This window comes from Thermococcus piezophilus (assembly GCF_001647085.1).
Lineage (GTDB): Archaea > Methanobacteriota_B > Thermococci > Thermococcales > Thermococcaceae > Thermococcus > Thermococcus piezophilus.
In genome coordinates this window covers 1,014,421-1,028,624 of sequence record NZ_CP015520.1, presented here as the reverse complement: position 1 = coordinate 1,028,624, position 14,204 = coordinate 1,014,421, and the positions used below count along the sequence as shown (strand labels likewise).

At 48.5% G+C, this 14,204-nt stretch carries 14 protein-coding genes; 6 read left to right on the top strand and 8 right to left on the bottom strand.

Going from position 1 to position 14,204, the window contains the following annotated elements:
* Positions 1–2: 2 nt before the first annotated feature.
* From A7C91_RS05520 to A7C91_RS05495, 6 genes are read left to right on the top strand one after another with little or no spacing between them, the layout of a single operon-like run.
* Positions 3–443, top strand: coding sequence for a hypothetical protein (locus A7C91_RS05520; RefSeq protein WP_068665638.1), 441 nt, complete (start codon positions 3–5; stop codon positions 441–443).
* On the top strand, positions 430–897 hold the full coding sequence (locus A7C91_RS05515) for a hypothetical protein (RefSeq protein WP_234394304.1): 468 nt from the start codon (positions 430–432) through the stop codon (positions 895–897). The genes A7C91_RS05520 and A7C91_RS05515 overlap by 14 nt, the downstream gene beginning before the upstream one ends.
* On the top strand, positions 894–2,672 hold the full coding sequence (locus A7C91_RS05510) for a DUF4097 family beta strand repeat-containing protein (protein WP_068665634.1): 1,779 nt from the start codon (positions 894–896) through the stop codon (positions 2,670–2,672). The genes A7C91_RS05515 and A7C91_RS05510 overlap by 4 nt, the downstream gene beginning before the upstream one ends.
* A 4-nt stretch (positions 2,673–2,676) precedes the next feature.
* The gene (locus A7C91_RS05505; protein WP_068665632.1) at positions 2,677–5,229 is read left to right on the top strand and encodes a hypothetical protein; all 2,553 of its coding nucleotides are present in this window, start codon (positions 2,677–2,679) and stop codon (positions 5,227–5,229) included.
* Complete coding sequence (locus A7C91_RS05500) at positions 5,229–6,332, top strand: hypothetical protein (RefSeq protein WP_068665630.1); 1,104 nt, start codon at positions 5,229–5,231, stop codon at positions 6,330–6,332. The genes A7C91_RS05505 and A7C91_RS05500 overlap by 1 nt, the downstream gene beginning before the upstream one ends.
* A 6-nt stretch (positions 6,333–6,338) precedes the next feature.
* Positions 6,339–7,106 (top strand): DUF2101 family protein, encoded by a 768-nt coding sequence (locus A7C91_RS05495; protein ID WP_068665628.1) that lies wholly within the window; start codon positions 6,339–6,341, stop codon positions 7,104–7,106.
* Here A7C91_RS05495 and A7C91_RS11155 read toward each other — a convergent pair.
* The 8 genes from A7C91_RS11155 to A7C91_RS05460 all read right to left on the bottom strand — a co-directional run bounded on the left by A7C91_RS11155 (position 7,028) and on the right by A7C91_RS05460 (position 14,199).
* Positions 7,028–7,318, bottom strand: coding sequence for a hypothetical protein (locus A7C91_RS11155; protein ID WP_199919981.1), 291 nt, complete (start codon positions 7,316–7,318; stop codon positions 7,028–7,030). The two genes, A7C91_RS05495 and A7C91_RS11155, sit on opposite strands and share 79 nt — an antisense overlap.
* Before the next feature lie 104 nt (positions 7,319–7,422).
* Positions 7,423–7,989: a GMP synthase subunit A gene (locus A7C91_RS05490; RefSeq protein ID WP_068665626.1), complete on the bottom strand. Its 567-nt coding sequence runs from the start codon at positions 7,987–7,989 to the stop codon at positions 7,423–7,425.
* 10 nt (positions 7,990–7,999) lie between these two features.
* Positions 8,000–8,923, bottom strand: coding sequence for a glutamine-hydrolyzing GMP synthase (gene guaA / locus A7C91_RS05485; protein ID WP_068665624.1), 924 nt, complete (start codon positions 8,921–8,923; stop codon positions 8,000–8,002).
* Positions 8,924–8,990: 67 nt separating this feature from the next.
* On the bottom strand, positions 8,991–9,986 hold the full coding sequence (locus tag A7C91_RS05480) for a formate--phosphoribosylaminoimidazolecarboxamide ligase (protein ID WP_068665622.1): 996 nt from the start codon (positions 9,984–9,986) through the stop codon (positions 8,991–8,993).
* A complete protein-coding gene (gene purL, locus A7C91_RS05475) occupies positions 9,983–12,124 on the bottom strand; it encodes a phosphoribosylformylglycinamidine synthase subunit PurL (protein ID WP_068665619.1) in 2,142 nt (713 codons plus the stop codon). The genes A7C91_RS05480 and purL overlap by 4 nt, the downstream gene beginning before the upstream one ends.
* A gap of 6 nt (positions 12,125–12,130) precedes the next feature.
* A complete protein-coding gene (purQ, locus tag A7C91_RS05470; RefSeq protein WP_068665617.1) occupies positions 12,131–12,802 on the bottom strand; it encodes a phosphoribosylformylglycinamidine synthase I in 672 nt (223 codons plus the stop codon).
* Between the two features lies 1 nt (position 12,803).
* Positions 12,804–13,046 (bottom strand): phosphoribosylformylglycinamidine synthase subunit PurS, encoded by a 243-nt coding sequence (gene purS, locus A7C91_RS05465; protein WP_068665615.1) that lies wholly within the window; start codon positions 13,044–13,046, stop codon positions 12,804–12,806.
* A 10-nt stretch (positions 13,047–13,056) separates the two neighbouring features.
* Positions 13,057–14,199: a formate--phosphoribosylaminoimidazolecarboxamide ligase family protein gene (locus A7C91_RS05460; RefSeq protein ID WP_068665613.1), complete on the bottom strand. Its 1,143-nt coding sequence runs from the start codon at positions 14,197–14,199 to the stop codon at positions 13,057–13,059.
* Positions 14,200–14,204: the final 5 nt, after the last annotated feature.

The window sequence follows — 14,204 nt, the reverse complement described above, 5'->3', positions numbered from 1 at the left end:
AGATGAGAGCACAGATAAGTCTAGACCTCCTCTTTGCGGTTACTCTGATAACACTGACGATAGTCAACTTAGCCTATATCGCCAGCAGCGAGACGAGCTACGCCGAAACCTTTGATGTGATTACGAACCTCAAAGTGTTCTCAATAGACGTTAGGGATTCCGTTGCTAAAGTCTACGCGGTTGGAGACGGCTTTAGTATCAGAAAAGAACTGCCCATGTCCCTCAATGAGGGCGACAAAGTCACAGTCACACTCGTGCCCTCCAACGATACTATCATGATAAGCGCCACGATAGCTGGCAGGAAGTACCTCGTCATTCAGAACAGTCCCGTGCCAATTTACCGGGAAAGCTCAGTGACACTCACAGAGGCCGATAGAGAATTCCAGATAGTGGCAAAGTACAACGAGACGGAGGGAAGGCTGTATGTTGATGTCTCGTCGTAAGGCCCAGACTGCAATTGAGAGCATCTTCATAATCGCAATAATCCTTACGGGCATTCTAATAATAGTGCCTCCCTACCTGAACGAAAACAAGAACATCTCACTGGTAGTCTATGCAAGGAATTCTGCGTCCAACGCCTGTACATACCTGAACACAGGGGTTGTGATCAACGAAGCTGACTACACTCCCCTGAACGTAATAATAAAGGCTGACACCTACACTTACCACACATTCCAGCTCACATCCATTAGCATGAACGAGTTGGATAGCAAGATACAGGTCAATATCATCATAACGTACTCGGGAAGCGCCGTCCCTGAAACAACCCTAGAAACCAACATAAAGCAGTACATAGTCAATGACCTTGCCTCAAACACGAACGTTCGGCTGAGCGGGGGCAAGCTGTATTTTGGTGGAAAAGAAGTTGAGATAAACGTGGATGTGGTGAGAAAATGAAGCCAGGTCAGCTGCTTTCCTTTGACGCGATGCTTTCATTGGTCATAGTTATACTCATACTGGGAATGATAACCAGCACATCTAGTGCACTAAAAGATGATATAACTACTATGCTGGGCTGGTACGAAAGGGCCAATATCGGAGACAACATGCTGGACGTCTTAACGAAGAGTCCCGGAGAGCCGGAGGACTGGGATGGCACAAACGTTGTTATATTCGGATTAAGAGGTCAGGAGGGTTACATTGAATATGCCAAACTGAGCAGATTAATATCACTACTTGAAGCAAATGATACACATACAATATCTGTTTTGGAGAAAATGGTGTCCAACATGAATTTCCAGATAACATTTGATTTAATGCGCTCTGGGATTTCTGCAAACTTTACAAGCACCCTTCAAAGTGGATATCTATTTGATGGCACAGTTTATAATGGAGACTGCAGTATAACCGGGAGCAGAGATATTTCGTTCAGTGATCCAACAATAGTAAACTGTACTGATGGATTCAGAAGAACAGGAAGCGGAGACTTGATTGCAGATTCCAGCTTGTGTATAATTTCTGGCTTCGACTACACTGGATCAGGTGACGTAACAATCGGCTCATACCTTGCAATTAACGGTACGTTTGATGAGAGCGGAAGCGGGGACATATCCGTAAACGGGGATTTGTATGTATATGATTATTGGGATAGAACGGGATCTGGATCGATTAATATTGGAGGAAATGTCCATGTTAAGGGATATGTAGATTTTAGTGGCAGTGATTCAGCATATATTGGGGGAAGCGTATATATATTCGATGCCAATTTACCTGCTATTAGACTTACGGGAAGTAATGATATAACAATAAATGGGTGGATCTACATTGAGTATAATGGAGAGTGGTACGCGACAAGAGGATATATCTCAAGAAGGAGCACTTCCTTGGAATGGTACAAATGGAACGGAAACGAATGGGTTAGTGATAAGGGACTTGATAATGCACTCAGTACTTCCGGTAGCGGGAGCATAAGTATAGCGGGGAGCGGGAAATTAGCAACTCCTCCAACATCTTTTCCAACACCCCCATGTTTTGGAGGAGGTGTATTTACAGCAGTAAAGCTATCATCATTGAATGTAATCCTTAGCTTTGAATACCCCCAGGTATTGGGCAGTATAACTCCATATAAAAAATCCTTTGCAGTGATAAACGGCACCCTCGTTACAGATGAAGATGTGATTCAGTCTTCTAAATCTCGGGCAAGTTGGATTGAGTACTCTGCAAAGATGTTTCCAACTTCCAAAAAAGTATATGCTGAGAAGTATGTGCTGTCCCAGAGCGATCTTCCAAGAGAAATTTATTCCGGTGTTCTTGATCAGTATACTCCGAGCAAGTTAAGTTTAACATTTCCTGCAAATATAGAGAACGGAAACTTAACCCTTGTATCTGCATTTACGACCAAAGAGTATACTGGATATGCTGTTCTCGTTATCGCTAGAAACAACAATCAATGGGCATATGGAGTTAATATGACAAAGATATATGGAACTTACAACGTTACAGGTGTCCCTGATAACTGCAATGTAAATTTCAATGATGGACAAGTGACTGTTTCATTCTTCTGTCTCGTTCCAGAGGCCAGTTTAGACGATCCTGTAACCTTTACGGTCTGGGCCTACGAGCTTAAAGGGTTTCCTCAGGTTACGGTAGAGGATATAGGAAACCTTGATGCATATCTCAAGCCCATCAAACAAATGGGAGTCATAAGATTGTGGGTATGGCCAAGAGGGTGATATTATGAGGCAGGGATTTATATTTACATTGGATGCACTGCTCGCTTTAACCCTTGTCTCTCTGTTTGTAGTATCTACAGTCACTATGGTTGAGAACATGGAACATGGTTATGCCACTCAGGTTAGAGAGAAGAATAAGGATATGGCTGAGAACCTTCTCCGAACCTTTAGAACTGTTCCTTTGGATAACCTCGTTCCTCCCACTCAAATCTCGGATTGGATTGGTGACGGCACTCTTGATTTGACCTACGTTAATCCTCAGATGCCCCCTTTGCAGATAGTGGCAACCTACTGGGCGCTGAACTCGACAGAGTACAAACAGAAGGCTGAAGCCATAATGAAGTACCTCCTTCAGAATTTGGCGAGTGGCTACAAATACCAGCTCATAATCAACAACTACACGAGTCCATACCTGACGTTCGACAACTCCTATCAAAACGCGAGCGACGTCGGCTCGGCAACTGTTATGGTGAGTGGTTATGTGGCGAACGAAACACCGAGAGGCTACGTGGCCAAGGCTTACCTGACGAAGTTCGTAACGTTTCAGGAGAAGCTCGTGGGAATACAGAGGGTTCTGGCAGGTGGATATTACTGCTCCCAGCCTGTTCCATCCTCTTATAACGATTATTCTCTGACCGTCTCGAAGCTCTACCTTGAGTATCAGACAGTTCCGGGATATGAAAACACCGTCCAGTCAGGCAGGTTCCAGCTTGAGGGGAGCTACAACGGGGGAAGCGTGAGCGTTAATGAAGACTTGAGCTGGTGGAGCGTTAATTACAGGAACGTTTATGTTGATGGCTACGGATACGTTGGTCAGATAACTATAAGCAATGGAGTAAACACCGTTAGATTATACTTAAACAAAAGGTTCTCAAGTTTCACTACAAATTATGACGTCAGGGCCATAGTCTATGAGGATGCCAGTGGGAATCAGGAAGTTGTGTACCCTGACAGCGGGGTTTACGTTGTGGTGAGTTGGACATGGAATTGGGGATGGTACATTTCCTCGTCTAGGGCATATACTACTACACCAGATATATCCAACGCAATTTACAGAGTTTCGGTTCCACCTTATGAATGCAATGATTTCAACGATAACTCCCTCAACGTTACTCTTAGATTCAAACTCCCCCTCGACGCTTCAGATATAAGTGGACTGCTCAACTACGCCACAAGGGCTGGCGAATTTGTAAATTTTATCCTGAATGGGAAGACCCTAACCTCTACGGAGATATCGAACTACCTCGTTGGAGGGGATAATGTCCTAGATGCCTACTTCTACAATCCTCAATGGTATGAAATCGGCTTTGGTAGTGGTAGCTGGATAAGCCTAAAATACAAAACTTCAACGCCCCAAGTTGATAACCCAGGTCTGGTTAAGTTCTACAGCATAACGAGCGAGGGAACCGGAATATACTACCTCAACTCCCTCTTTGTCCCGGGCAACGTTACCGGAATAAACATAAAACTCACCGTTGAGGGCGTTCACGAGATAAGAATCTACTACTCTAACGGAACAACTTTAAACCTCATCTACGAGAACACGAGCGTCTCGCCAGGACTGACGACGGTAACGATAGACAACTCCACGCTTATGGGAAACCTGACCAGGTACGCCACCCTGCAGGAACTAAGCAAAAGAAACTTCAACCTGGTGATAATGCTGGATGCATACTATGACACCAACTATAGTCGTCCGGTGAGATACGCCGGCCAGGACTATAACTACGAGTGGAGCAATCAAAGGACTCTCTATGGATACCCCGACTCCTATATCAACATAACATACATCCCAAGAGTAACTATGACAAGGTTCACGATACCCCTTGAACAAATATACTCCCCAAATGGAGAGGGACGGTACCTCGCAGGATACAAGACGATGTACTTCGATTATTACCTGCCCGACAAAGCACAGCCGTGGTACGTTGACGTGTGGACCGCGATATCTTTTTCTGGGTATCCTACCGGCTTAACAACCCTCTATGACGGTCCGAACGCAAACACGAAGGTCTTTGAGTTCCCCTTAGATTATTACCTCATACGACTTGCCTATACCCGCCTAACTAACAACATTATGGTGCCAGGAGAGACCAATGAATTTAAGCTTGAAAGTGATTCCAATGACTATGTTTTCAGAGTTGATGACAGCCGTGCCATCGTCCACTACTTCCTCAACGGCTATGCTCCCTATGGGAAGGTATTCACCTACTACGCCCAGGACAACGCCTGCGGCTACAACCTGATTTACTGGTACAATCTCGGGAGCGGTGTCCAGCAAGGGAGCGTCCTCATAGGCAACTGTAGGCCGAGCGAGGCGCCCGTGCAAAAAAAGACCGATGATCTGGAACCAGGGAAGTATGCACTCGATGATGCAATATACCGCCTATTCGTCCAGCTTGGGGCAGAGGAAGACAGCGCCTCGTTCCCGGGAACGAAAGATAATCCCATTAGAGTAGAGCTCAAAGGTTTGGCTGGAAAGGCCATAGGCATAAAGAGCGTTCCCGCAACCGGAGGGTCGATAACCGTAACCCTTCGCATCTGGAGGGGTGGCTGATGCGCAGGGGATACCTCCTCAACGTCACAGCACTGCTTCTCGTTATCCCACTTCTCCTCCTCGTGGCTACATACCAGCAGGCGTCCAGCTATATCATAGCATCCCAGTCCCAGAGAACCCTCGTGGAGAGGCAGTACTTCGGCATAAACAACATCCAGTATGACCTCCAGAATATCGTCGAGCTGAGCTTTAAAAGGGCATATTTGACTTTAACGGAATACGTAATAAACTATGATTTCGTGGACAACGCCTCCCTTGAGCTCAAGAACCTCATGGTCTATGGAACCCTCAAAGGAATGCCCCAGAAAAACATGGACAACCTGACCCTGAGGGACTGGTTTAAAAATACTGTGAGCTACCTCAACTCGATTGGCTTTAACGTGGAGCCCTCAGACCCGGATGAGTTCGTGAGGGATCACCTAGAGGTCACCGTGGGACCGCTCGACTCGTTCCACGTCGCCGTCAGGGTTAAGATAAAGAACATCACAATCACGGAGAGTTCTGGAGTGGTCAGATACTCTGGAGACATCCCTCCAGGAAATGATAAATATCTATACTCCGTTGTAAGTATTGTTGGATTTGAGGATCCTTTTATTGTAAGGATGCTCAACGGACTTTACACAAGGGTCATAACACCATGCAAAATACCATTCCCCGGAGAAGTTTATGGATATTACAATATATCCAGCCAAGATGATGTTGATGAACTTGTCCTCAATTGGTGCTATCTCGGTCTTCAGGACAACGAATCGGCAGGAATGTACTATCCTACAATTTTGGAGAGATTCGAAGGGAAAATAGACATGAATCAGCATGAGTATTACCTAAGTTTAGCAAAGAAGTTCCAGGAACATCTAGGATTTACCCGGAACTTCCCTGTTGGTATTGTAACATTTCTCGTGCCGGATCCAAATGTTGATCCTGCACTTCTTGGAGCATTAACAAGTGTCGGAAGTTTTGTTCCTGACAATTATACCAGCGTTTCATATTATTTCCTGAGATGTGCTATCGATGGTGAAGATTGTAGAGAGGGAGTTTCAATTAGGTATGATGCATTTAAATTGGACACCATAACAAAGTCTTTAGTATTTGGAAATGGGTGAAATCAAATGAATCTCGAAGAATTATTCTACAGAGTGGGCGAGTTTGTAGAATCGGCATGGGAGAAAATAAGAAGCACCATAAATCCAAGACCCCAAGAGAAGCCTCCGGCCTTTAAACTTCTGGGAAGAGTTGTAAAAAGGAAAGTTACAGTTCATGAATTGTTAGTCCTAAAGCTTCAGTTAGCTTTTATCTCCTATTTGCTTCTATCCTTACTCCTCGTAGTTTTCTTGCCAAACGAGTTATATTTGGTTGCCTTAACAGCTGTGTATTTCATATATTTGAGAGCAATATTCCGCAAGTATAGAGAATTTTTCATCGAGTATAGGCCGTATCAAATGTTCTATTACTCAATCAGCGTCATAGGCTTCCTAGCGTTTTTTGGATACTCACTTCTGAAGAGATTTTCTTTAGGCATTCATTATTCGTTGGGTTACCTTGTTTTTGTTTTTGTTGTGGTTATCCTGTTTAGGTTTTATTTCAAGTCTAAATACGGCAGAAACTGGACTTATGGTGTCATAGAGGAAATTAAAGAAAATGTGGTGAAAATTAGTGTACACGATGACATAAGAGCGAACGTTAAGCCTGGTGAATATTGGGTTGATAAGGTTCCAGATGTGGAAATTGGGAGAATAGTGAAAGTTTTAGTTGAGGAAAGGGCATTTAGAGGAGCTGTGCCAACGAAAATAATTGAGGTTTATTTAAGCGACCAGCCTTCATCATCAAAGGCCTCAACTGAAGCAAAGGAGGAAAGCGAAAGCAACAGCAGTTTGTAAATCCCGGTATAGGGTTGCAGTTTGTAAGTTTTTGCCGACATCCATCTTCCATTTATTATCATCGGCTCAACACGCTCACAGTTGGGTTCTATTATTATTGCCGCATTTTTCTCATAAACCCTGAAGTTAAGTTCTTCGAGGATTGGCTTCAAGACTTTGAGGGCTTTATCCCTGTCCCTGAATGACACAATGTAATAAATTGTGTAACCCATTTCCGGCCCCCACCAACACTTTCAAAAATGGTAGAGATTAAAACTTTAAAAAATTTTTGTTTTTACAAAGATTTATTGTAAAAATGTGGGTAGAATGGGATTACTCAAAGCTCTCCACAGAGTTCAGCGAAGTTTCTGTAGATTTCGCTTCCTTTTTCTGTGTGTGCAACCTCTGGATGGAACTGGACTCCATAGATAGGTAATTTTCTGTGCTTCATTGCCTCGACTTCACAGAACTCGCTCCTTGCTAAAAGCTTGAACTTCTCGGGCAGCTCTTTCACCTCGTCCATGTGGCTTTCCCAAACCTTGAGCCTCTTCGGAAGCCCTTTGAAGATGTCGTTCTCCTCGAGTATCTCAATCTCCACGAGGCTGTATTCGGCCTTCTCGCCCCTGCCGACTTTACCGCCGAAGTGCCTCGATATGAGTTGGTGGCCGAGGCAGATACCAAGGATGGGCACGCTGAACTCGTCGTAGTGCTCCAGAATCGCCTCACAGTTACCAGTTTTGTTTATGTCCGGTCCCCCAGAGAAGATTATTCCCGTGGGCTTCATCGCCTTTATCTCCTCGAGAGGCGTCGTGTTTGGGATTATCCTCGTCTCGACGCCGAGGTATCTAAGAGTACGCCAAATCCTGTGGACGTACTGCCCGTGATTGTCCATTATGACTATCATTCATTTCACCTCACTCGAACTCTATGGTCGCCGGCGGCTTGTTGGTTATATCATAGAGGACTCTGCCAACTTGTGGAATCTCACTCGTTATCCTAAAGGCTATTCTCCGCAAAACCTCAAAGGGGACGTTCATGGCATTTGCTGTCATGCCGTCGAGGCTCTCCACGACCCTAACTGTAATCGTCTCCTTGTAGGCCCTTATGTCACCCTGAACGCCGACGGTCTTGACGCCCAGCAGAACCGCGAAGGCCTGCCATGGCCTCAGTCCAGCTTTAGCTATCTCCTCCTCCACGATGGCATTGGCCTCCCTGACGATGGCGACCTTTTCGGGGGTAACCTCTCCAAGAACCCTGACGGCCAGTCCGGGACCAGGGAAGGGCATCCTGTTGTATACCTTCTCCGGAAGGCCGAGCTCCTTTGCCAGTTCCCTGACTTCATCCTTGTAGAGATCCCTCAATGGCTCGATAAGCTTAAGGTTCAGCCTCTCCGGCAGTCCGCCGACGTTATGGTGGCTCTTGATTTTGCCCTGACTCTCTATCCAGTCTGGAGCTATCGTGCCTTGAATCAGGAACTCCGCGTCTATTTCCCTTGCAACCCCCTCGAACACCTCTATGAAGACCCTGCCTATTATCTTCCTCTTCTCCTCGGGGTCGGTTATGCCTTTGAGGGCATCGAAGAACCTCTCCTGAGCGTCAACGTAGTGAAGGTTCATGCCGAGCTCGTCCCTGAAGGTCTTCACCACGAACTCTGGTTCGCCCTTCCTTAGGAAGCCAGTGTTCACGAAGACCGCGTGAAGTTTATTCCCGATGGCCCTGTGGGCTAAAACAGCAGTGGTTGAGCTGTCAACGCCGCCGCTGAGCGCTATGATGGCCTTTCCATTGCCAACGGTTTCCCTAATCTCTCTAACCTTCTCCTCTATGAAGTTCTCCCACATGAGCATCACCTTTTCCTTCGCATTGGACAGTCAATTTATAAACCTATCCTGTGGCAAATCCTCACGTTTATGTCAAAACTTCGTCAAGCCTGTCTTCTTCCAAAGCCTCCCTTATCTCCATGGCTATCCTCCTGCCTGTGCTAACGGGCTCGTCGTACCTCAGCCAGCTGTAGGGCGAACCGTGGATGAAGGGGTTCGTGCCAGCCACTATCCTGGCTGAAATCTCAAAAACGACAAACTCTAAATCCTCTGTGAAGACTCCCTCGAGGCAGAAGGGGCCCCAGAGGCCACCCATGAGTTCTTCGGCAGCTTTAACCACCCTCTCGGCGGCCTCGATAACGTCCATAAGCAGGCTTTCCCTGAGAACGATTGGTATGTTGCCAATCACTGTGTAGTTCGGCTCAACGCCGAGATCAAGCTGCTCTTTAGCTGGAATCCTTCCCAACGAATCGGCGTTTGCTTCATACCTCCTGTCGATGCTCATAAGCTCCAGCTCGCGGTTGAGCTTCGAGTAAAAGTAGTGGGAGTAAACAGGTACTCCAAGGACGTACTCCTGTATCTGAACGTTGAAGAGGTCTTCATTGCTTTTTACGCCTATCTTTTCCGCCTTCTCCCAGAAGTCCTCAGGGCTCTTTGCCAGGAAATAGCCCCTGCCGCCCTTTGCTCCGTGGGGCTTAACTATGACCGGACCATCTATGTCATCTGGATCCTCATAGACCCTCGGAAGCCTGAGCTTGGCCTTTTCGAGCCATTTCCGCTCGAGGTTCCTGTCGCTCTCCCATCTGAGAACGGCCTTGTTGCCGTAATAGGGAACCCTCATTTCCTCAACCAGCTCGATGCCGAGGTGTGCCACGAAAGAACCAGTTGGGATGACTATTGCATTCAGCCTAAGAAGCTCCTCTTCTGGATAATCTCCTTCTAAGAAGTGGTCCGCAACCGGAAAGTACTTCGTGTAGAGGGACTTGACCCTCGCCTTCCCGAAGGCTATCGTTTCAAAGCCCTCATCCTTGGCGCCCTTCAAAATTTGAAGGGCGGAGTGGGAGGCGTAGGTGGCTATCCTCATTCCCCCTCACCCAGAAGCTTTGGAAGCAAGCTGTGAACTTCGACTACCTCATCGAGGGGCTTCCTGAGGAGCTCCGTTCCATTCCAGGTGAAAACAATCTCATTTCCATCGGCCCTTCCGATTACTGCAAAGTTCCTGAAGAGACCATTCAGGCGCTCCATGTTCTCCTCGGGGAAGGCTACAACGTAGCGCTCGTGGCTTTCAGAGAAGGCCACCTCAAGGGGCTTCATGTCCTCCGTGGGCACTCTGGCCAAATCAATGACAAAGCCCGTCTTTCCTGCAACAGCCATTTCAGCTAGGGCCACCGCTATTCCACCCTTGCTCACGTCGTGGACCGCTTTAACGAGCCCGAGTCGTATTGCCTTGAGCAGAGCCTTCGCATTTGCTTTCTCCTCTTCCAGGTTTACCCTCGGGGCAATCCCACCATCAACGCCGAGAACCCTGAAGAGTTCGCTTCCGCCGAGTTCTCTCCTCGTGAAACCCACGACCCCAATGAGCAGACCCTCCTCGAGACCAAATTCTGGTGTCTCCTCAAGCTTCACCTTTCCGAGACCAGCGACCACAGGTGTGGGCTTTATCGGCTTTCCGGCAACTTCGTTGTAGAAGCTGACGTTTCCGCTGACGTATACCAAGCCGAAGGCACTGGCCGCATCGGCAAGTCCCCTGACCGTCTCGGCGAAGCTCCAGTAAACCTCCGGCCTCTCAGGCGAAGCAAAGTTCAGGTTGTCAACTAAAGCCAGGGGTTCAGCTCCGACGCTTACGAGGTTCCTGACAACCTCGGCGACGGCGCCCATCGCCCCGTGGTAGGGGTTCAGGTGGCTGTGGCGTGGATTTCCATCTGCCACGAATGCCAAGCCATACTCCTCGTTTATCTTCAAAACTGCCGCATCCCTTCCTGGATTTACAACGGTCCTCCCCTGAACCTCGTGGTCGTATTGCTCCCATATCCATGCCTTGCTTATTACGTTCGGACTACCCCAGACCTTCTCAAAGGCCTCCTCAAAGCTCACCTCTGGCGTTTCAACATCCTTCTCAAGGGAGTACTCCTTCATTGGCCATCCAATCGTTGGAACCTTTGTGAGCAAGCCAATTGGCAAGTCGGAGACCTTCTTGCCATGCCAGTAAACGATGAAGCGCGGCTCCTTTATTACCTCCCCAACTACCGTCCACTCGAGCTCGTACTTCTCGAATATCTTTCCGAGTTCATCGACATCTTCTTCCCTCACGGCGAAGAGCATCCTTTCCTGGCTCTCGGAGATCATGACCTCCACCGCGTTCATTCCGGGCTCGCGCTGGAAAACGCGGTCGGCGTAGATTACCGCACCGAAGCCCTTCTTTCCAACCATCTCAGAGGCGGCACATGTCAAACCGCCGCCGCCGAGGTCTTTGAGTGCCCTCACCCTGCCGGTGTAAACGGCCTCGAGAGTTGCCTCTATGAGGAGCTTCTCGGTGAAGGAGTCTGGAATCTGGACGGCCGAGCGGTCCTCTTCCTCAGCATTTTCACTCAGCTCCTCGCTGGCGAAGGTTACCCCGTGGATTCCATCCCTTCCAGTTCTGTTGCCAACAATGACGAGCTTTAGGCCAGCCTCGGTGACGTAGCTGTGCACTAAATGTTCGGGCTTCATTATTCCAACGCATGCAACATTCACCAATGTATAGTTGTCCAAGCTCTCATCGAATTCAGTTTCCCCTCCAACGGTCGGGACACCTATTCTGTTGCCGTAGTCCGCTATGCCCTTGACAACATACTCAAAGAGGTAGCGGTTGCGCTCCTTCTCCAAGGGTCCGAAGCGAATTGGGTCGAGCAAAGCTATGGGTCGAGCGCCCATGCAGAGCACGTCCCTAACGATGCCGCCGACGCCAGTTGCTGCTCCTCCGTAGGGTTCCACAGCGCTCGGGTGGTTGTGGCTCTCTATTCCCACCACTATCCAAGTTTCATCGTCGAACCTCACTATCCCAGCATCCTCACCAGGGCCCAAAACCACGTGCTCGTTGCTTGTAGGCAAAAGCTTGAGCCACTCCCTGCTAGACTTGTACGAAGCGTGCTCGCTCCACATGACCTCAAGCATCGCCCACTCAACTTCGTTGGGCTCTCTCCCGAGCTTTTCATGGATAAGCTTCTCCTCATGGGGAAACATTGCTTTTCACCTCTTCGCATATTCAATCATAGAGCTGAAGACTCTCAACCCATCCTCACCCCCCAGCCACCTATCGCTCGCCCTCTCGGGGTGAGGCATCATGCCGAGGACGTTGCCCTTCTCGTTACTTATTCCCGCTATATTTAACAGAGAACCGTTTGGATTAGCATCTTCTATAATCTCGCCATTCCCATCACTGTATTGAAAGGTTATCCTAACTTTGCTCAGATCATTGGCGTAATAATTACCCTCTGCATGAGCTATTGGCATTCTTATCACTTCTCCCGGCTCGTAGAGGCTGGTGAAAGCCGTCTCGGTGTCGACGACCCTGAGGTGAACCCACTTACAGATGAATCTTGGAATCCTGTTGGGTCTCAGAGCACCCGGGAGGAGGCCGGATTCAGTCAGTATTTGAAAGCCATTGCATATCCCCAAGACGGGTTTTCCCTCCTTCGAGAGCTCCTTCACTTCCTCCATTATTTCCTGCCTCGCCGCTATCGCTCCGGCACGTAGATAATCGGCGTAGCTGAAACCCCCAGGAAGGATGACGCCATCGAAATCCTTGAGGCTTTCCCTGTACCAGATTCTCTCGGCCTCGCCGCCGGCCTTTCTTATTGCCCGTTCGGTCTCGAAGTCGCAGTTTGTCCCTGGAAACACTATGACAGCAAACTTTGGCACATCAGCTCACCTTTTCGATGCGGTACTCGTAGGTGTGTATGACGGGATTAGCCAGCAGACGCCTGCACATCTCCTCAACTTCCCTCTCTGGATTATCGCTCTCAAGCTCGAACTCGAAGTACTTCGGAACCTTGAGGTTCTCGACGGCGTAGCCCAGGTTTCTCAAGGCGCTTTCTATCACCCTTCCCTCAGGGTCGTTGAGGCCCTCCTTAAGGCGGACGGTTACCCTAACTTCCCATCTCATTCAGACCACCTCATGTAACGACCTTCTCAAGCTCGCCCAGCTCAATGGCTCTCTTAATCTCAAGCGCCACCCTTCTACCTGTGCTCATCGGCCTCCTCCAGAGGGCGTTGCCGTACGGGTGGCCTATGGCCATGTGGATGTTCGTTCCACCGCCGGTTCTTGGAGCAACGTCGTAGATGTAGAAGTTGAGATCCTTGTCAAGAGCTGTTTGCAAAGTGAATGGGCCGATTATTCCCGGGGGATAGTATTTTTGTGTCGCCTTAACATAACGCTCAGCCATGTCGAAGATCTTCTCAAGCAGAGATTCCCTAAGGGTTGACGAAGCGTGGCCGCAGACAGTATATTCAGGCTCGAACTGATGCTCTGGAAGGGTAAGCTGCTGGTGAGCTGGAAGACGAACGTGGCCGTCTAAGCTGGTTTCGAAGCGCCAGTCTATCCCAAGGAGCTCGATTTCATCGTCTATAGGCGAGTAGAAGAAGTCGAAATTGAACACCGGGCCGATTATGTAGCGCTCGATTCTTGCCTTGGCGAGGTCTTCCTCGGTGATTATCCCAAGTTTGATAAGCATCTCGGCCTTCTCGCGGAACTCCCGATAAGAGGCAGCCGTAAAGAAGCCTCTCTCCAGCCTCTTCTTGGCGTGAGGAAGCTTGACGATGACCAAACCGACCTCGTCAATCTCTTCGGGCTTAACAGGCTCTGGGTAAGGCAGGTCAGCCTTCTCGAGCAGCCAGTAGTAGCTTTTCTCCTCACTTCTCTCCTCGCTCCTCAGGAGGTTCCTGCTGCCAAAGAGCGGAACGAGGAAGTCGTTTTCGACGCGGTCTATTCCGGTATAGACAACGAACGAGCGGTTGGGGACGAAGATGACATTCCTCCTTCTCAGCTCCTCTTGAACGTCAATTATCTGAGCGAACTTTTCGAGAACTATAATCTCATCGATGAACCCCTTGGTTAGGCCGTCTTTCATCCTCCTAAGCTTGAAGTATTCCGTGTAAGTCCTGTGCCTGCCCCTCTGGGCAACGACAAGCGTTGGGAGACCTTCCTCATTAGCACCATCGGCTATGTCCAGCGCGGAATGGCTTCCAATGACGCCAACGGTTATCTTCTCTAGGTCGTACTTCTCAAGAACCTCCAAAATCTCCTCGCGGCTTATCATCCCGA